15 protein-coding genes are annotated in these 19,991 nt (G+C 55.3%); 10 read left to right on the top strand and 5 right to left on the bottom strand.

Going from position 1 to position 19,991, the window contains the following annotated elements:
- Positions 1–24: 24 nt before the first annotated feature.
- The 4 genes from tyrB (at position 25) to RTX30_RS13090 (ending at position 3,183) form a co-directional block, all read left to right on the top strand.
- Positions 25–1,218: an aromatic amino acid transaminase gene (gene tyrB, locus RTX30_RS13105; RefSeq protein WP_312690413.1), complete on the top strand. Its 1,194-nt coding sequence runs from the start codon at positions 25–27 to the stop codon at positions 1,216–1,218.
- A gap of 188 nt (positions 1,219–1,406) precedes the next feature.
- Positions 1,407–2,117, top strand: a complete 711-nt coding sequence (aphA, locus tag RTX30_RS13100; RefSeq protein ID WP_312690411.1) for an acid phosphatase AphA — start codon at positions 1,407–1,409, stop codon at positions 2,115–2,117.
- Positions 2,118–2,185: 68 nt separating this feature from the next.
- A complete protein-coding gene (locus tag RTX30_RS13095; RefSeq protein ID WP_312690409.1) occupies positions 2,186–2,602 on the top strand; it encodes a secondary thiamine-phosphate synthase enzyme YjbQ in 417 nt (138 codons plus the stop codon).
- 227 nt (positions 2,603–2,829) lie between these two features.
- Positions 2,830–3,183, top strand: coding sequence for an MmcQ/YjbR family DNA-binding protein (locus tag RTX30_RS13090; protein ID WP_312690407.1), 354 nt, complete (start codon positions 2,830–2,832; stop codon positions 3,181–3,183).
- Here RTX30_RS13090 and uvrA read toward each other — a convergent pair whose 3' ends face one another.
- On the bottom strand, positions 3,184–6,009 hold the full coding sequence (gene uvrA / locus RTX30_RS13085; RefSeq protein ID WP_312690406.1) for an excinuclease ABC subunit UvrA: 2,826 nt from the start codon (positions 6,007–6,009) through the stop codon (positions 3,184–3,186). It abuts the gene before it with no gap.
- Positions 6,010–6,266: 257 nt separating this feature from the next.
- Here uvrA and ssb1 point away from each other — a divergent pair, with 257 nt between their 5' ends.
- Positions 6,267–6,791 (top strand): single-stranded DNA-binding protein SSB1, encoded by a 525-nt coding sequence (ssb1, locus tag RTX30_RS13080; RefSeq protein ID WP_017459456.1) that lies wholly within the window; start codon positions 6,267–6,269, stop codon positions 6,789–6,791.
- Positions 6,792–6,874: 83 nt separating this feature from the next.
- Here ssb1 and RTX30_RS13075 read toward each other — a convergent pair whose 3' ends face one another.
- On the bottom strand, positions 6,875–8,059 hold the full coding sequence (locus RTX30_RS13075) for an MFS transporter (protein ID WP_312690400.1): 1,185 nt from the start codon (positions 8,057–8,059) through the stop codon (positions 6,875–6,877).
- Between the two features lie 103 nt (positions 8,060–8,162).
- Here RTX30_RS13075 and RTX30_RS13070 point away from each other — a divergent pair, with 103 nt between their 5' ends.
- Positions 8,163–9,032 carry a LysR substrate-binding domain-containing protein gene (locus RTX30_RS13070; protein WP_312690398.1) on the top strand — a complete coding sequence of 290 codons (870 nt, stop codon included), beginning with the start codon at positions 8,163–8,165 and terminating at the stop codon, positions 9,030–9,032.
- A gap of 50 nt (positions 9,033–9,082) precedes the next feature.
- Here the strand turns inward: RTX30_RS13070 and RTX30_RS13065 are convergent, their stop codons facing one another.
- From RTX30_RS13065 to RTX30_RS13055, 3 genes are read right to left on the bottom strand one after another with little or no spacing between them, the layout of a single operon-like run.
- Entirely contained in the window at positions 9,083–9,856 is a 774-nt protein-coding gene (locus RTX30_RS13065; RefSeq protein WP_312690396.1) for an amino acid ABC transporter substrate-binding protein, read from the bottom strand.
- A 22-nt stretch (positions 9,857–9,878) separates the two neighbouring features.
- A complete protein-coding gene (locus RTX30_RS13060) occupies positions 9,879–10,649 on the bottom strand; it encodes an amino acid ABC transporter ATP-binding protein (protein WP_312690394.1) in 771 nt (256 codons plus the stop codon).
- The gene (locus tag RTX30_RS13055) at positions 10,627–11,322 is read right to left on the bottom strand and encodes an amino acid ABC transporter permease (RefSeq protein WP_312690392.1); all 696 of its coding nucleotides are present in this window, start codon (positions 11,320–11,322) and stop codon (positions 10,627–10,629) included. The genes RTX30_RS13060 and RTX30_RS13055 overlap by 23 nt, the downstream gene beginning before the upstream one ends.
- Before the next feature lie 679 nt (positions 11,323–12,001).
- Here RTX30_RS13055 and RTX30_RS13050 point away from each other — a divergent pair.
- From RTX30_RS13050 to RTX30_RS13035, 4 genes are read left to right on the top strand one after another with little or no spacing between them, the layout of a single operon-like run.
- Complete coding sequence (locus tag RTX30_RS13050; protein ID WP_312690390.1) at positions 12,002–14,218, top strand: type VI secretion system tip protein TssI/VgrG; 2,217 nt, start codon at positions 12,002–12,004, stop codon at positions 14,216–14,218.
- A 12-nt stretch (positions 14,219–14,230) separates the two neighbouring features.
- The gene (locus RTX30_RS13045; protein WP_312690388.1) at positions 14,231–15,784 is read left to right on the top strand and encodes a hypothetical protein; all 1,554 of its coding nucleotides are present in this window, start codon (positions 14,231–14,233) and stop codon (positions 15,782–15,784) included.
- Positions 15,781–15,909, top strand: a complete 129-nt coding sequence (locus tag RTX30_RS13040; RefSeq protein WP_312690386.1) for a hypothetical protein — start codon at positions 15,781–15,783, stop codon at positions 15,907–15,909. The genes RTX30_RS13045 and RTX30_RS13040 overlap by 4 nt, the downstream gene beginning before the upstream one ends.
- Positions 15,910–15,919: 10 nt before the next feature.
- The gene (locus tag RTX30_RS13035; protein ID WP_312690384.1) at positions 15,920–19,990 is read left to right on the top strand and encodes an RHS repeat-associated core domain-containing protein; all 4,071 of its coding nucleotides are present in this window, start codon (positions 15,920–15,922) and stop codon (positions 19,988–19,990) included.
- Position 19,991: the final 1 nt, after the last annotated feature.

Raw genomic sequence — 19,991 nt, 5'->3', positions numbered from 1 at the left:
ACTGTAAACCTGGAGAATACACGCGTGTTTCAGAAAGTTGACGCCTATGCTGGCGATCCGATCCTCTCGCTCATGGAGCGTTTCAAAGAAGATCCGCGTAGCGACAAAGTAAACCTCAGCATCGGGCTGTATTACAACGAAGATGGCATCATTCCGCGCTTACAAGCCGTGGCTGAAGCGGAAGCCCGCCTTAATGCACAGCCGCATGGCGCTTCACTTTACCTGCCGATGGAAGGGCTGAACAGCTACCGCCACGCTATCGCTCCGCTGCTGTTCGGCGCGGATCATCCGGTACTGGCGCAAAAACGCGTCGCCACCGTGCAGACGCTGGGAGGCTCCGGCGCACTGAAAGTGGGCGCAGATTTTCTGAAACGTTACTTCCCGGACTCCGCAGTATGGGTCAGTGATCCAACATGGGAGAACCACATCGCCATTTTTGAAGGCGCCGGGTTCGTAGTGAGCACTTACCCCTGGTACGATGAAGTCACCAATGGTGTGCGTTTCGACGCGTTCCTGGAAAAGCTGAACACGCTGCCGGAACAAAGCATCGTCCTGCTTCACCCTTGTTGCCACAATCCTACTGGCGCGGATTTGACCCACGCGCAATGGGATGAGGTGGTGTCGGTGGCAAAAGCGCGCAATCTGATCCCGTTCCTCGACATTGCCTATCAGGGTTTTGGCGCAGGCATGGAAGACGATGCGTATGCCATCCGCGCGATGGCCCGTGCCGGGCTGCCTGCACTGGTGAGCAACTCTTTCTCGAAGATTTTTTCTCTCTATGGCGAGCGTGTTGGCGGTTTATCGGTGGTCTGCGAAGACGCGGAGGCGGCGGACCGTGTGCTTGGTCAATTAAAAGCAACGGTGCGCCGTAACTACTCCAGCCCGCCGAATTTTGGCGCGCAGCTGGTGGCGATGGTACTGAGCGATGCCGGTCTGAAAGCATCGTGGCTGGCGGAAGTGGAAGCCATGCGTACACGTATCCTGGCCATGCGTCAGGAACTGGTGAAGGTGCTGAAAGAGGCGGTGCCGGGCGGCAATTTTGACTACCTGCTCAAGCAGCGCGGTATGTTCAGCTACACTGGCCTGAGCGCAGCCCAGGTTGAAAGGTTGCGCGAAGAGTTTGGCGTCTATCTGGTCGCCAGCGGGCGTATTTGTGTTGCCGGGTTGAATGGCCGCAATGTGCATCGCGTTGCGCAGGCATTTGCCGCCGTAATGTAAGTGAATACTTACTTTTAGGCCCGATCCCCTGCTCCCGGCAGGGGATAATTTCCTCCCGTACTCTCTCATTCCTGTATTTATCCGCAGAAAATTCTTTGTTTCACCTGCCGCTGGGGTTATGGTCGGAAAGGCTTTTGACCATTCGCAACATTTATAAAATATAACGAACTGATAAATTAGGGATAAATATGCGAAAGTTCACACTCGCTCTCAGCGCCGCCTGCCTGTGGTTTACCTTCGGCGGCGCGCTGGCATATGCCTCAGCGCCAACGCCTGCCAGCGAGGGCACCACTGTCGCAAAACTGGCTGAACAAGCCCCTGTTCACTGGGTCTCGGTTGCCCAAATCGAACGCTCGCTGGTCGAGCGCCCGCCGATGGCGGTCGGGTTTGATATTGATGACACCGTATTGTTTTCCAGTCCTGGCTTCTGGCGCGGTAAAAAAACTTGGTCACCCAACAGCGACGAATATCTACATAACCCGGCATTTTGGGAAAAGATGAACAATGGCTGGGATGAATTCAGCATTCCGAAAGAGGTCGCGCGTCAACTGATTGCCATGCACGTGAAGCGCGGCGACAGCATTTATTTCATTACCGGCCGCAGCGCGACAAAAACCGAAACGGTAACAAAAACACTGCAGGATGATTTTCTCATTCCTGCAGCGAATATGAACCCGGTGATCTTTGCGGGTGATCAGCCAGGGCAGAACAATAAAACCCAGTGGCTGAAGGCCAAACAGATCCGCATTTTCTACGGCGATTCCGACAGCGACATCACCGCTGCGCGCGAGAGCGAAGCCCGGCCAATCCGCGTATTACGCGCATCCAACTCCACTTATCGGCCTTTACCGCAGGCCGGTGCGCTGGGTGAAGAGGTGATCGTTAATTCCGATTATTGAACAGGCTTTACCTTTCGGCGAGATGCTGCACACTTAAAGCGTTTTCACTGTCGATTAAGGAACTGCCTATGTGGTACCAACAAACGCTTACGCTTGGTGCGAAGTCGCGCGGTTTTCACCTGGTCACTGAGGAGGTGCTGGGGCAAATCCGCGATATTTCCCACGTGCGCGTTGGCTTATTGCACCTGCTGCTTCAGCATACGTCGGCGTCTCTCACGCTTAATGAAAACTGCGATCCCACCGTGCGCCTCGATATGGAACAGCATTTCCTGAAAGCCGTGCCGGACAATGCGCACTACGAGCATGATTACGAAGGGCCGGATGATATGCCATCGCATATTAAGTCCTCGGTGCTTGGCGTCTCGCTGTTGTTGCCGGTGCAAAACGGGAAGGTACAACTGGGTACATGGCAGGGGATTTGGCTGGGAGAGCATCGCATTCACGGCGGGGCACGGAAAATTATCGCGACGCTGCAAGGGGAATAAAAACCTGTCTTACTTTCTCCTGGCGCGCTTCTGTTGCCCGATCGCAACGTAACGCGAGCGCGTTTATGCAGCTGTTCTTGCCCGTTCCGCTATGTTTACTGTCCGGTAAGGGCACCCGGAGTGTCAGGATTTGTAACAATCGTCGATTTTTTCTTCAATGCACTACGCTTAAATAACCATTTCAGCCGTTCGCGGTAACGGGCCGCGGCATGACAAGGAAAAAAAAGATGACAATCTCGGAGTTACTCCAATATTGCATGGCGAAAGCCGGGGCTGAGCAGAGCGTGCACAGTGACTGGAAAGCGACGCAGATCAAGGTCGCTGATGTGCTTTTCGCGATGGTGAAGGAGATCGAAGGTCGCCCGGCAGTGTCGTTAAAAACCAGCCCGGAATTAGCGGAACTGTTGCGCCAACAGCATGCGGATGTGCGCCCCAGTCGCCATTTAAATAAGGCTCACTGGAGCACGGTGTATCTTGATGGATCGTTACCGGATTCGCAGATTTACTATCTGGTGGATGCTTCCTATCAGCAGGCGATGGAATTGCTGCCTGAACCGCTCAGACAGCAATATACCGTGTGATTACTTCAGCATCGGCTTGAGGAATCGCGCCGTGTGCGAGGCTTCGCATTCGGCGACGGTTTCCGGCGTACCTGAGACAAGGATCTCTCCGCCGCCGCTACCACCTTCCGGCCCCAAATCGACAATCCAGTCCGCCGTTTTGATTACATCCAGGTTATGTTCAATCACCACAATGGTGTTGCCCTGATCCCGCAACTGGTGCAGCACGTCCAGCAATTGCTGAATGTCGGCAAAGTGCAGGCCGGTTGTCGGTTCATCGAGGATATAGAGCGTTTGCCCGGTGCCGCGCTTCGATAACTCGCGCGCCAGTTTCACGCGCTGTGCTTCACCGCCGGAAAGCGTGGTGGCGGACTGCCCAAGACGAATATACGTCAGGCCAACGTCCATCAACGTTTGCAGTTTACGCGCCAGAGCCGGAACCGCATCGAAGAATTCACGGGCTTCTTCGATGGTCATATCCAGCACTTCGTGGATGGTCTTGCCTTTGTATTTGATCTCCAGCGTTTCGCGGTTATAGCGTTTGCCTTTGCACTGGTCGCACGGCACGTAGATATCCGGCAGGAAGTGCATCTCCACTTTGATGACCCCATCACCCTGGCAGGCTTCGCAGCGACCCCCGCGGACGTTGAAGCTGAAGCGACCCGGTGTATAACCCCGTGAACGGGACTCCGGTACACCGGCAAACAATTCGCGCACGGGCGTAAACACACCCGTGTAGGTTGCCGGGTTGGAACGTGGTGTACGACCAATCGGGCTCTGGTCAATATCGATCACCTTGTCGAAATGTTCCAGCCCCTGAATATCGCGGTAAGGCGCGGGTTCGGCAATGGTGGCGCCGTTCAACTGGCGCTGCGCGATGGGGAACAGCGTGTCGTTTATCAGCGTTGATTTACCGGAGCCAGAAACCCCGGTAATACAGGTAAACAGGCCTACAGGTAGCGTCAGCGTCACGTCTTTCAGGTTATTGCCGCGCGCCCCGGTCAGTTTCAGGACTTTTGCCGGATCGGCCGGCACACGCTGTTTGGGCACCTCAATTTTGCGCTTACCGCTCATGTACTGGCCGGTCAGCGATTCTGGTACGGCCATGATGGCGTCCAGGGGGCCTTCTGCGACAACCTGGCCGCCATGTACACCGGCGCCCGGCCCAATATCAATAACATGATCCGCTGCGCGAATAGCGTCTTCGTCATGCTCAACGACGATGACCGTATTGCCGAGATTACGTAAGTGAACCAGCGTGCCGAGCAGACGTTCATTATCGCGCTGGTGCAGACCGATGGAGGGCTCATCCAGCACGTACATCACTCCTACCAGACCTGCGCCAATCTGGCTCGCCAGACGAATACGCTGCGCCTCGCCGCCGGAAAGGGTTTCCGCCGAGCGGGACAGCGTCAGGTAATTCAGGCCGACGTTGACAAGAAACTTCAGACGGTCGCCAATCTCTTTCAATACTTTTTCAGCGATTTTTGCCCGCTGGCCGGAAAGTTTCAGGTTGTTGAAGAAGTCCATCGCATGGCCAATACTCATGTCGGAGATGGCCGGCAGCGGGGTATTTTCGACAAAGACATGGCGTGCTTCGCGGCGCAGGCGTGTGCCTTCACACGAGGCGCATGGACGGTTGCTGATAAACTTCGCCAGCTCTTCGCGCACCGCACTGGATTCCGTCTCTTTATAGCGCCGCTCCATATTATGCAGCACGCCTTCAAACGGGTGTCGACGCACGGAGGTGTCCCCGCGATCGTTCATGTATTTGAATTCAATCGACTCTTTACCAGAACCAAACAGTATAACTTTCTGTACGTTGGCGCTCAGGCTGTCCCACGAGGCTTCCACGTCGAACTTGTAGTGCTCCGCGAGCGATTTGAGCATCTGGAAATAGTAGAAGTTGCGGCGATCCCAGCCGCGGATCGCACCGCCAGCCAGGGATAACTCCGGGTTCTGGATAACGCGGTCAGGATCGAAATATTGCTGTACGCCCAGGCCGTCACAGGTCGGGCATGCCCCCGCCGGGTTATTAAATGAGAACAGGCGCGGCTCAAGCTCACGCATGCTGTAGCCGCAAATCGGGCAGGCGAAGTTGGCGGAAAACAGCAATTCTTCTGCGGTCGGCTCATCCATATCGGCAACCACGGCCGTACCGCCGGAAAGCTCCAGCGCAGTTTCAAACGATTCCGCCAGGCGCTGCGCCAGATCGCTACGCACCTTGAAGCGGTCAATCACTACTTCGATAGTGTGTTTCTTTTGCAGTTCCAGTTGCGGCGGATCGGACAGATCGCAGACTTCACCGTCGATACGGGCGCGGATATAGCCCTGGCTGGCAAGGTTTTCCAGCGTTTTGGTGTGCTCGCCTTTACGTTCTTTGATCACCGGCGCCAACAGCATCAGGCGCTTGCCTTCCGGTTGTGACAGGACGTTATCCACCATCTGGCTGACGGTTTGCGCCGCCAGCGGCACGTCGTGATCCGGGCAGCGTGGTTCACCAACACGGGCGAACAGCAGACGCAGATAATCGTGGATTTCTGTAATGGTACCGACGGTCGAGCGTGGGTTATGCGAGGTTGACTTCTGCTCAATGGAGATAGCAGGCGACAGGCCTTCAATGTGGTCGACGTCCGGTTTTTCCATCAGCGACAAAAACTGGCGTGCATATGCGGAAAGCGACTCAACATAACGGCGCTGCCCTTCTGCATAAAGCGTGTCAAAAGCCAGCGAGGACTTGCCAGAACCCGAAAGCCCGGTGACAACGATCAGTTTGTCGCGAGGGATGACGAGGTTGATGTTTTTGAGATTATGGGTGCGGGCGCCCCGTACTTCTATCTTATCCAATCCATTCACCTTTTACCCGGAGGAACACTTTTTGCCCGGTGTGTTTGAAGGACAACCGGCGGTCTGAAACGGCTAATTATGACACAATTTAACCTGAATGAATATACAGTATTCACATGCATGTTCCGTGCAAGTATGTCAAAATATGCCCCCCGCGAGAGATCTCTGGAACCAGCTTCGCAGCTATCAATAAGCCATATGGAAATGGTACACTCGCGCGTTTACACTACTAAGAAACGTTTTCAGGAGACACGATCATGGCCAGCAGAGGCGTAAACAAGGTGATTCTCGTCGGTAATCTGGGCCAGGACCCGGAAGTACGCTATATGCCGAGTGGTGGCGCAGTGGCCAACATTACGCTGGCTACTTCCGAATCCTGGCGTGACAAGCAGACCGGTGAAACCAAAGAGCAGACTGAATGGCACCGTGTTGTGCTGTTTGGCAAACTGGCCGAAGTCGCGGGTGAATACCTGCGTAAAGGTTCTCAGGTATATATCGAAGGCCAGCTGCGTACCCGCAAATGGACCGATCAATCCGGTCAGGAAAAATACACCACTGAAGTGGTGGTTAACGTTGGCGGTACGATGCAAATGCTGGGTGGTCGCCAGGGCGGCGGTGCACCGGCAGGCGGCGGCCAGCAGCAGGGCGGCTGGGGCCAGCCTCAACAGCCGCAGGGCGGCAACCAGTTCAGCGGCGGCGCGCAGTCTCGCCCGCAGCAGCAATCTGCCCCGGCTCCGTCTAACGAACCGCCGATGGATTTCGACGACGACATTCCGTTCTGATTTTATCCATCAGACAACACAAACCCCGCTATGCGGGGTTTTTTATTGTCGCTGCTACATTCCTTACAGGCAGGGATGGATTGTCACGATGCAGTGCGTTGCCGGCCATAAAAATGTAGCAACAGGGCAGAGATGAACGCCGTCGCGCCACCGGCAGCCAGCACACTGTAGGCCACATCCCAGCGGTGGCTGGCATCCATTGCCATGCCAAATGAGAGCGGGGCAAGCGAGCCAATACCAAACCCCAGCAACGAACGCAGCCCCATGATCCGCCCCAGTACGGGAGCGGGTACATTGTCGGCAATGGCCGCTGAGAGCACGCCGGAATCGCCGAGAATAAAAAAGCTCGCTATAAAAGCCAGCCACAGCGTCCAGCCCGCCCCCCAACTCACTGACCATCCCAGCAACAAAGAGCACACTGCACCGATCCCGCCGATAAAGATCAATATGATAGAACGGTCAAAATAGTCTGAAATTGTGCCAACGATAAGTGTGGCAAACATCCCCGCCAGATGCACAACCACTGCCACGATAAACCCGGCGATGAGGGGCGAAAAAGAGAAAGGTTGTAAGACCTGAACCAGGAGGGCTGGCGTCCACGCCCAGTTTCCCAGTAATTCCCAGCAGTGGGCGATGTAACCGACGAGCAGTAAAAATGCGCCACCTTTGAGTGCATAGCCTTTTGCTGGAACATAACATGGTGCGAAAACCGGGGTTCGCGCATCGAACGAGGCGAGCGCCAGCGTGCCGGATAACGCGCCGATAAATGCGCCTGCCGCGCACAGGTAAAACACTGCAGATGCTCCCCAGCGCAATGCGCTCCAGCCGGAGAGAAACACCGAAAGCAGGTATCCCAGCGACCCGGCGGCAAGGATCATGCCCAGCGCATAGCCGCGCTTTGGCGCGCGGTTCATCTTTATTGCCAGCAGCATGGCGGGCGTGTAAGCACCGCCCTGGGTCAGGCCGACAAAGGCCATCATCAACAGGGCGCTGGCATACGAGTCGGCAAAAAGAGCAAACAGCAATAATGCGATGCAGCCCAGCCATGAAAAAAGCAGGTAAATTTTGCGTGCGCCATGCGTGTCACTCAACCAGGAGGTCACCAATAACGCGCCCGCGTTAGTAAGACTGAACACTGTCTGTATGCTTCCGGCGTCGGTCGCATTCAGTTGCCACTCGCGGCTAAAAACCGGCAATGCACCGGCAAAAGCCATTGTACCAAGGCAGGTACCCACTCGACTGATACATAACGCGTGAAAGGGTTTCATTTTTGGCCACACCGGATCTCACTGAATAGCACATGGTAAGAACGGCTTCCGGGGCGTGACAAACGATCATTTTTCTTAAGGTTGGTTGAGCTAAAATCAACCAATGAAAAGATTACTCTCTCTACCCCATCTTCCGTCATTCGAAGCGGCGGCGCGGCTGGAAAGTTTCAGTGCTGCGGCAGAAGAACTGTTCCTGACCACTGGCGCAGTGAGCCGACACATTCGTAGCCTGGAGGCGAAGTTAGGTGTGGCGCTGTTTTATCGCGGGCACCGGTACGTCCGGTTGACGCAAGCTGGCGTGGTCTTTTCCCGAGTGGCGTCGCGTCTCTTGCAAGAGCTCGCGGCAGCGGAACAGGCCGTAACAGCGCATGCCCGCTCGCACATCCTGGTAGTGCAAAGCCTGCCAACGTTTGCCATGCACTGGCTGATGCCCAGGCTGGCGGCGTTTAATGAGGCACATCCGGATATCTCGGTGGAGGTCACAACCGGTATGGGCGCGGTGAACCGCAGCGCGCTTTTCGATGTGGCGATCCGCCGCGATCCGGCTCATTTTACCGGGCTGAAAGCGATCCCTTTTCTGCAGGAACACAGCGTGCTGGTTTGCAGCCAGGCTTATCTGCAACAGCACGCTGTACGTGCAGCGGATGATCTTCGCGGGCATACCATGATCCATATCCGGGCGCGGGAAGATTTGTGGCAGTACTGGCTGGACGCTCATCGGGTAAGGCTCGATCCTGATGTGCAGCCGATCACGCTCGATCAAACGTTCGCTGCCATCCAGGCCGCGGAAGATGGCCTCGGCCTGGCCGTGATCCCGCATCTGTTTTGCGCCCGGCATCTTGCCGCAGGGCGTCTGGTTTCACCTTTTCCGCAGCAAAAAATAAAAACCGGCAATTATTTCCTGCTGCCCGGCGAGCGGGACGATGACACGGTCAGAACCTTTATTGACTGGCTGACCTGTTATGGCGAATAAAACGAAAAAACCCCGCCAGGCGGGGTTTTGCAGAAGATAAGACACAGCGTTTATTTCGACACATCCGCACCGAAGTATTTCTGAGAAATACGTTCGTAGGTGCCGTCGGCCTTGATCTCTTCCAGCGCTTTATCGATAGCGGCTTTCAGTTCCGGATTGTTTTTACGGATCAGCACGCCGGATTTTTCCGCGTTATCTTCCGTCGCGACGATTTTTACTGGCGCTGACGGTTTGTGTTTTTTGAAGTCCAGGTAAGAGAGGTTGTCGTTAATGGTGGCGTCAGCACGCCCCTGGACAACCAGATCAATAGACTGGTTGAAACCATCGGTCGGTACAATTTCAGCGCCGTATTTACGGGCGATCTGCGCGTAATTACTGGTCAGCGAATGGGCAGATTTTTTGCCTTTCAGATCGTCAAAGCTCTTGATGCTGCTGTTTTTGTCGTTGACGATCAGTACGGCTTTGGAGGCAATGTACGGCTCGGAGAAGTCATATTTTTTCTGGCGCGCTTCCGTAATACCGACCTGGTTAATCACTGCGTCATAACGGTTGGCGTCAATACCTGCAATCAGTCCATCCCATTTGCCTTCAATAAACTGGGCTTTCACTTTCAGGCGCTTAGCCACTTCCTGGCCGATTTCAACGTCAAACCCTTCCAGCGTGCCGGACGCGTTATGGAAGGTGAACGGAGGATAAGTGCCTTCGGTACCTATTTTCAGAACCCCGGCGGACTGGATTTTTGCCAGATCGTCCTGCGCCAGCGCCGCGTGGGCAAAACCAAGCTGCATAACCCCGGCAATAACGAGTGTTGCGAGTGCTTTCATCTAAATCTACCCCTATTGATTGTTATTGGTTGGCCCCGATTTCCGGGAGCGCTGTGCTTAAAGAGGCGATAAATTCCGCGGTACGCGGCTTTTTCGCATGAGAAAAAAGATCGTTGGCCGTGCCGGATTCGACAATTTCCCCGGCTTCCAGGAACACGACTTGGCTGGCGATATTGGACGCCAGGCGCAGATCGTGGGTCGCCGTGATCATGGTCGTACCTTCCTGCGCCAGCTGGCGTAAAACGGCCACCACTTCGCCGGATAACTCCGGATCGAGCGCGGAGGTGGGTTCATCACATAACAGCACCGCCGGTGAAGGCGCAAGGGCGCGGGCGATGGCTACGCGTTGTTGTTGACCGCCGGATAAGGTATTGGGCAATGCGTCACGTTTATGCAGCATATCCACTTTGGTCAGCAACTCCTCGCCACGCTGGCGCGCGCGTTCTCGCTCCCACTTGTGCACGGTGATCAGCCCCTCCGTAATATTGTCGAGGACGGTCATATGCGGAAACAGCGCGAAGTTCTGAAACACCATACCTGTCTGACGACTGATACGGCGAATATCCTGACCTTTGATACGCGCATTCGGCGTAAAGGCGATGCGTTCAGCACCGATGGTCAGCTCGCCAGACTGCGGGATTTCCAGCAAATTAATGCAACGTAAAAGCGTGCTTTTGCCGCTGCCGGAAGGCCCAATCAGCGTGGTCACTGTGCCTTCCTGAATGGTCAAATTGATATCCTTCAGGACACGGTGGCCGTCAAAGCTTTTTTCAATGTGGGAGAGTGTTATCACTGACGGCTCCTTTAGGTGTCGTACCCGCTAATTTCTGCTCAAGCTTGTTTTGCAAATGAGACAGCACCGAACTGAAGAACAAATAGATGACGGCGGCTTCGCTATAAAGGATCAACGGTTCATAGGTGACGGCGGCAATCTGCTGCGCGGAAAGGAACATCTCCGGTACCGTAATCACGGATGCCAGTGAGGTATCTTTCACCAAAGAGATAAAGGTGTTAGAGAGTGGCGGAACGGCAATACGCGCGGCCTGCGGGAGGATGATACGGCGTAAAGATTGTGCCCAGGTCATGCTGATTGAGTGCGCCGCTTCCCATTGCGCCTTAGGCACGGCCAGCAGCGTCGCCCTGATCACTTCAGAGGTATAAGCGCCGATGTTGACGGTGAAACCAATCACCGCAGCCGGAAAAGCATCAATGGTGATGCCGGCACTGGGCAGGGCATAAAAAATCAGGAACAACTGCACCAGCAGCGGCGTACCGCGGATCAGCCAAACGTAAAACCGAACGATCGGCTTCAAAAAACCCGGCCCGTACAGGCGCAGCAGCGCCACCACAAACCCGAGCGTGAGGCCAAGGACAAACGAAATCAGGGTGAGGGGAATGGTGAACTTCAGACCAGCGGAAAGCATTGGCCAGAATGAATCAATCGCTAAGGGTAACCATGTTGGCACTGCACACCTTCCGAACAGAGCGTGTTGCCAGAAGTCGCTGGCAAAGTGTTCATTATAAGCCCAGTTAATAATTCTGGTCTCGCATTAGTGCGGATTATATGCCCTGCACCGTGGGCGAAAACGAATATATCTGAATAACCATATACTAAAATGCGCTAAGCAATACTTTTTTGCTACAAGCGACACGTTGTGATGACCCGGGCGGTGAAAAGCGGCATATCACCGGCCACCGCTGAGGATGAGTGTTGGAGTGGCAAGTCATTGCGCTTGTTTATATACGTTTATTTTTGGCAAATAAATAATGCTAACCCTTCATCGCTTCTAAAATAACGTGAGTAATTATTTAACTGTTCGGCGAAATATAACGACAAACCACAGAATATATCATGCGTTGAAAGTATGTCGGCTGAATCGAATAACCTGGAAACCATAAAACGAGCGTGGTAATAATCACTGCTTTGATTTGCAATAAGTTATTATTTATCCAGGAAAATAAGATAAATCTCATCTATCATCAAGTACAGATTTCAATGCCATGCGGGTAATATTACTTTTAAAAATCAGCGCCCGGGAATAATACCCCCGCATTTAACTTTTCTTTTTCATAATACCCTGCGCTGCTTACGCGTGGAGACTGCTTTTCTCCCGGATTATTCGCCTCTGCTATAAAGGAACTCGTATGGTTAACCGGATAACCGTTCAGTCATCCGCCGGGAGTGATGCTCTCTTATTCTGGATGTTTAAAGGAGAAGAGCAGCTCTCTACGCCATTTCGTTTTCAGGTCGATTTGCTGAGCAAAGACTTCAGCCTCGATCGGCAAGCGTTGCTCGGCCAGGACATGACCGTGGTCATCCCCGGTGTGCTGGGCACTGAACGCTATCTCACCGGCAAAATTACGGCGGTTTCAGTGCGTTCCGAAGCGCTGGAAGGTACACGCTACGCGGTGTATCAAACGACGCTCGAGCCGGATTTCTGGCCGATGATGCGTGACCGTAACTTTCGTATCTTCCAGCAGCAGCGCGTGCCGGATATCGCAAAGAAACTGTTTTCTGAGTACAACGTCAAGATTGAAGACAAACTCACCCGCAGCTATCGGCAGTGGGATTACAGCGTGCAGTATGCGGAAAGCAGTTTCCACTTTATAAGCCGCCTGCTGGAACTGGAAGGCATCAGTTATGTGTTTCGTCACAGTAAGGACGGCCACACGCTGGTGCTGATGGATGATTACTCGCAGGCGGAAGCGTTCCCCGGATATGAAACGATTCCCTGGCATGCGCAAGCGAGCGGCGGCGCAGTCAATGAAGAGGGCATCAGCCAGTTGATGGCGCGGCATGTCGTGACGCCGGGGCTTTACAGCACCGATGATTATGACTTCCGCAAACCCCATGCCTGGATGCTGCAAACGCTACAAAACCCGGTTTCCCCCACACCAGGGAAAATCGATGTCTATGACTGGCCAGGGCGCTTTGTTGAACATGGCGACGGCGAATCGTATGCACGCATCCGCCAGCAGTCCTGGCAGGCAGAGCAGCAGCAAACGCAGGGAACGGCGACGGCCACCGGGATTGCGCCAGGGCATACCTTCACGTTGACACAGTCTCCCAACGCCGCCGACAACGCAAAGTGGCTTGTTGTCGGCGCACGCTATGAGTTTGAAGAAAATCAGTATGCATCGGGCGATGCCGCCACGGCGAAACACCGTATCGATTTTACCGTGATCCCGGCGACAACGCCGTTCCGCCCGGCAATGTCCACCGACTGGCCACGCACTTATGGGCCGCAGACGGCGCGGGTTGTCGGGCCGAAAGGGGAATCGATCTGGACGGATAAATACGGTCGCGTGAAGGTGAAATTCCACTGGGATCGCGAAAGCCAGGGTGACGAGAATAGCTCTTGCTGGGTACGCGTCTCCAGCGCGTGGGCAGGTCAAGGATATGGCGGGGTGCAGATCCCACGTGTGGGTGATGAAGTGGTGGTGGATTTTATTAACGGTGAGCCGGACCGCCCAATCATTATTGGCCGGGTATATAACGAAGCCAGCATGCCGCCCTGGGCGCTACCGGCCGCGGCTACACAAATGGGGTTTATGAGCCGCTCGAAAGATGGCTCGCCGGATAATGCCAACGCCCTGCGTTTTGAAGATAAACCCGGCGAAGAGCAATTGTGGCTGCACGCTGAGCGCAATATGGACACTGAAGTCGAAAATGACGAAACGCATGATGTGGGCAGCAACCGCACCAAAACCGTTGGTAAAGACGAAACCAGCCATATCAAACAGAACCGCACCCGCACGGTAGATGGCAACGAGACAGTTACCGTGGGGCAGGATCGCAGCAAAACCATTAATGGCAATGAAACCACCACGGTGCAGTTAAACCGTACCGAAAGCGTGAAAGGCAATGAAACTCTCAGCGTGGAGCAAAACCGCGACGAAACCATTACCGGTAATCACACCACCACGGTGAAAAGTAACAATACCGGCACGGTGCAGGGGAACCAGACGTTAACGGTGGTGCAGGATCGTACCCGTACCGTGCAAGGGAACGAAACGGTCAACATTCAGCAGAACCGGACTGTGAATGTCACGGGTAACCAGACGCTTGACGTTACCGGCAATCGCAATGTAACGGTGCACAGCAGCGAAGTACGCACCGTGACGCAAAAGCAGGATGTGAGCATTGGTGCCGGGCGTACGCTGAGTATTACCGGCGGCGATACCCGTTTTACCCAAGGCAGCGTGGCGGACAGCGCCACCGATACGTTCCGCATTAATGTGGGCGAAAGCGGCATTCTGATTGGTAATGGCAGCGTTGAAATCACCGCAGGCGGATCGACGATCACGATCAATGCCGCCGGGGTAATGGTCAATGGCAAGAAAATTGAGCTTAACGCCTGACAGAGAATGCCGATGAGCAAAGCGAAAAACCCAACCGAAAAAGTGATGGCAGAGCTGGAGTTAAGTTGGCTGGATGCCAGCGAGCAGGCGGCGCAAACCCGGCTGTTTATCTGGAGGGTTCCGGCCCAGGGGGAGTCCCTGCTGGATGGTTTTATCGCGCTGCAACAGCATCCACAAGGACGCACATTGCCGGATTTGTTCCTCGGGTTGCATACGCCTTTCGAAACGGGGTTCGGTTACAGCGAGGCGCTGGGGCGTGAATTTGTCGAACATTACGAAGCGACGGAAGGTGCCGCGCCCTGGCATGCCGACGCATACCTGCCGTGTTATTCCCCCGGCCAACTGAGCCAGCTTTTGCAAGGATTTACCGACAGCTTTGCCGATGATCTTCGCTATCTGGTGCTGGTGCTGAAACCCTCCGGCGTGAGTGATGAAAGCGCCCTGATGCGCTGGTTTAACGGCTGGCTGGAGCAGGGAGAAAGTGCGCCGCGTCTGCTGTTAATTGATACCGTTGAACAACCAGTGTGGCAGCCCTTATACGAGGCGCACCCGCAGCGGGTGAAACTGATTGTCGATGAGATCGATGGCATGAAAGTGATGCACCAGACCGCGCAGCAACAAACCGATCCGGATGGCGATCGTTTACTGTTCCGCCGCTACCTGGCAGACGCCATGCTCCTGCTGGAAAAAGGCACTGCCGCACAGGTGGCTGAGCGCGGAAGCCTGGCGCTGGCGCTGGCCCGGCGGCGCGGCTGGGCCGATCAGCAAGCGATGATGCATAACCTGATCGCCGGCGGCTGGCTGAAAGGCCATGACCACGCGCAGGCGGTAGAACACTACCGGCAGGCGCAAAACGTCTCGGGTGAGATAGCTGACCCGGTGCTGAAAGGGCAGTTGCGTACGCAGAGTACCTTTGGCGAGGCCGGCGCCTGGTTTGCGAAAAAAGCGTATCTGCAGGCGGCAAAAAGCTATCGTCAGGCGGCGCTGGAGGCGCAGGCGATCCCGCATCCTGTCTTTGAGACAGAAGGGTGGCGCATGTCCGGGTTCTGCCTGTGGCTGGCTGGCCACCGTCCCACGGCGATGGAAGAGTACGCCCGCGCAGTGAAGGCGGCGGAGAGAGTGCCGCTCCCTGAACGCGGGCAGACGACTTTACCGCTGGTGTTGCAGGATTTGTTGCGCATCCATGATAAACGGCGCACGGAGGCTATTGAAGCCTGTGCCATGCGCTGGCAGAGCGAAAAACAGCGCCTCGTCCAACACGCGGAAACATGTTTGCCCCCGAGGCCTGGAATTGAGCAGGTGAAACAGGTCGAGAGCCGCCTGCAATTGCAGCTTGAAGCTGCTTTTACTGTTATCCGCGAAGAGCGTGAAAACTTGATCCGCCGCGGAGATGAGAGTTTTCGCCGCGTTATCCGGCTGGCACGGGAGAAATTGCACCCGCACTGGAATGGTCTGCCGGATATCGCTCATCCCTTCGATGCGCCCCCAGGTGAGTGGCAAAGCCTGCCTGCGTGGAGCGACACCGATACCTCGTTATCTGAAAATGCAGGAAGCAACCCGTTATGAAGACCCGCATTATTATCATTGTTGTTGTCACGCTGCTCGCGCTGCTGTTTTTGAGCATCTCCGATAGCGATCTCGCCACCGAGATCCGCACTTTCCTGCGCGCCTTGTTGCGTGCCATGTTCTGAGGCGAGACTGATGCACTCCGGCGCTCACTTCGATCCGCAGCTAGGGCTGGATATCCATACCTACCCGTGGCCGCTGCCAACGCCACATATCGGCATTGTTTTTGACGTGTTCGATTATTTGCCGCTGCTGGGTACAACGGTGCATGTCAATAGCATTAAACGCGCCAGCGCGGGAACCGGTGGCATTGCGGTGCATATTCCGGTGGGGGGAGCGTGGATCCCGCCGCTGCGTGCGCCGGGCGGCCCGCAGCTTGAAGATGAGTTGTTTATGGGCAGTAAAACCGTTTCTGTAGACGGTGAGCCTTTCTCCCGCATCGGCATGCCGGTGCTGAGCTGTAATATTCTCGGCCTGATCCCGCCGTTTCGGCTGAAACGCGCCGCCAGGCCGAAACCGCTTTCCCTGACATTGCCGCTGACCTTTAACCTGGCTATCCCCAACAATGTGATTGTCGGTGGGCCACCAACCATTAACCTGATGGCGCTGCTGCTGCGCGCCGGGTTAAGCGGTCTGGGAAAGGGCTTTAAAAAGCTGAAGAAAACGCCGCAATGGCGACTCTTTATGCGCCGTTTCCGTAAACTTCGCCAAAAACTGTTCCGCAACATGGATCCCGGCTTCTTAAAATGCCGGGTATTGCGCGCTGAACCGGTCGATATTCGTGATGGCAGTGTCAGCCTGGAGCAACAGGACTTTTTGCTACCGGGGCGCCTGCCACTGGCATGGACCCGCACTTACTCCTCAGCCGACCTGCACGAAGAGGGGATGTGCGGCCATGGCTGGTCGACGCCAGCGGATATCCGTCTGCAGGTAATGGCGGAGGATGGCATTGCCATACTGACGCAACCGGAGGGCATAACATTGTTTGCCGGGCTGCCACAGGCAGACGGACGTGAGCAGGGTATTTCCGGCCTGCCGGACGGCAGCCGTTTGTGGCGGGAAACCGTCAATGGTGAAGTACTGTGGCAGGTTGCACAGGAGAGCGGCCCACAACTGCAGTTTAGCGGCAAATACGGGGCATTACCGATCCGCCAACTTGCCGATCGTAACGGTAATGGCTGGCGCTTTGAGTGGAACGGCAGCGAACTGCTGCAAATTCGCGAATTTACCTGCCAGGGATTGACCGGCCGTGAAATCCTCGTTACCCAGGAAAACCAACGCCTGCTCGCGCTGCGCCTGCGGAATGCGCTGGAGGGTGAAGTCACACCGCTGACCCGCTACGAGTATGACGACGAAGGGCAACTGAGTGCGGAGATTGATGCCCTGTCGCATCCGCGCCATTTCTCTTACCAGCAGCATCATATGGTCAGTCATATTGATCGTAACGGGCAGGGTTTTCACTATCAGTACAACGACGCCTGGCAGGTGGTGCATGCGTGGGGCGATGGCGGCGTGTGGGATTATCACTTTGCGTATCACGATCTGCTCAACGAAGTGGAAGTGACGGATTCGCTGGGCAATATCTCACGCATCACCTTTGACGAAAACGGCCTGCCGGTGTCGGAAATCGATCCACTGGGTGGCAACACTGTGTTTAGGTATGACGAGTTCGGTCGTACGCTTGAACTGATTGAGCCGGACGGCAGCACCCATCGTTGGGAATATGACGAGCTGGGACGTATGACCGCCGAGTATATGCCGGACGGAAGCGTGATTCAGGCGGCGTATGATGCGTTTGGCGAGCTACTGGCGTTGACCGATGAGAAAGGGGCCATCTGGCGTTCCGAGTACGATGCGAACGGGAATCAGGTTGCCAGTACGGACCCGACGGGTGTCACGGCGCGTTATCTCTATGATCGCTACGGGCAGCTTATTGAGGCGCAGGAACCGGGCTCGCTGTCGGGTTGCTATCACTATGACCGTTTCGGTTTTGTACAATCGGCAAGCCCCGGCGGCGCGGGCACCATCCGTTTCCGCTATTCGGTGCGCGGCACACTGCTTGAGCGTATTGACGCGGACGGAGGAAGCACCCGCTACCACTGGGATAGCAAAGACCGGCTGGTGGCGACGGTTAATCCGGCGGGCGGTGAAGTGCGTATCGTCTACGACAGGGAAGACAATCCACTCCACGTGACCGATGAACAGGGCAACGTGACCCGTTTTCGTTATAACGGCACCGGCATGCTGACCGCCAGTGAAACGCCGGATGGGGCGACGTTTGGTTACCACTATGACCCGGAAGATCGGCTACTGGCGGTGATTAATCAAAACGGTCAGCGCTGGCAACTGACCCGCGATGCCCTTGGACGGGTAACCTCGGAATGCGATTACTGGGGGCAACTGACGCGTTACGGCTGGGACAAGGCAGGTCGCCTGGTCAGCCGTGAAGACGCGCTCGGACGTGAAGTACGCTATGGCTATGATAAAGCCGGGCGATTAAGTGAACGGCGCAGCGGCGATACGCTACAGGCGAAATATCACTATGATCCTTGTGGGCGCATGGTGTTATGCGAAAACCCCTGGCGACGGCTGGCATGGCGTTATGACGATGCCGGGCGGTTGTTGCAGGAAGAGCAGGACGGTTTCCAGCTGCGTTACGGTTACAACGCGCGCGGGCTGCTGGTCTCACGCGACAGTGACAGCGGCCATCAGGTGCGTTATGAGCGTGATGAGTATGACCGCCTGGCGCAGGTGCAACTCAACGATGATGCGCCCATTATTTTCGCCTACGATGCGAGCGGGCGTAGGATCAGCGAGCAACTGTCCGGACAGGTGACGCGTCATTTCAATTACGATCGCTTTGGTCGGCTTACCTCGCAGCAGGTACTGCAAAACGCCTTGCCGCTGTTTTCCCGCGGTTTTTCCTACGATCGCGCGAACAACCTGACGTTGCGCGAAGATAGCCAGTGGGGAAACGATCGGTACGCGTATGATCCGATTGGCCGGTTAACGGCGCATACCTCACCGGATGGCGTGCTGCGGCAGTTTGTGCAGGAGGCAACAGGGAGCCCGTTGCAGACCAAAACACGCAGTGTCAACGACAGTGCAGGCGGCTGGTTCCGCGAAGGCACCCGTCATGGCGTCCGTTATGTGTTTGACCGCGCAGGAGAACTGCGCCAGCGTCGTCCTGTGCAGGACGAGGGCGAAAAAGAAGATTTTACCTGGGATGATCACCGCCAGCTTATTGCGGTGCGCAAAGGTGACAGCCTGGTGCGCTATGGTTATGACGGGCTTGGGCGGCGAGTATTTAAACAGACCGCCACATCAACGCACTGGTTCTACTGGCAGGGTGATGCGCTGGCGGGCGAAACCGTTACCACTACGCAAGAACCGCTGGCGGCGTTGAGCATTTTCGATACCGGCGGCAGGTTAAAACGGCAGAAAGCGCAGGCGCCCTTGTTCAGCCGCATGCGTGAATACATCTACTACCCCGGCAGCTTCCGGCCGCTGGCGCTGTTGACACAGGAAGGAGGGGCAAAACAGAGCTGGCACTATCACTGCGACCCGAACGGTGCGCCAGTCCGGTTGACCTCGCCTGCCGGGGACATCGTCTGGGCAGAGAACACGGGTGCCTGGGGCGAAAAGGGGCAGGTTTATGCTAACCGCATTGATAACCCGCTGCGCTTCCAGGGCCAGTATTATGATGCGGAAACCGGGCTGCACTATAACCGTTACCGCTATTATGATCCGGCAATTGCCGCCTACATCAGCCAGGATCCGATAGGGCTAAAAGGCGGAATAAACACCTATGCTTATGTTCATAACCCCTTTGGTTATATCGATCCTTTAGGATTAACGGAATGTGATGTCGCAAAAACCAGAGATCTGGCTGCGACAGTCAGCGATAAATTTAAAGCGATCTTTAAATGCGATAAATTTGCCAAAGCGTTAAAAACCAAAATGCAACAAGCAGGAATACATGGTGAGCATCTGATCGTCGAAACGCCGAATAAACAAGGTTTCTTTGGTAATATCTGGAGTGATAGAGCCGGTACCAATATTGCCACCAATGGTCACCACGAAGCAATCAGAGTCGGAGATACAGTTTTTGATAATATGAACCCAACGGGTGTAAAATATGAAGATTGGCGAAATGATCTGTTCTCTCCTGGCGGTGATTTGGATGTTACTCCATTAAGGTTTTGAT

The organism is Kosakonia sp. (genome assembly GCF_032052965.1).
Classification (GTDB): domain Bacteria; phylum Pseudomonadota; class Gammaproteobacteria; order Enterobacterales; family Enterobacteriaceae; genus Kosakonia.
This window is presented reverse-complemented; position numbering and strand designations above follow the sequence as displayed.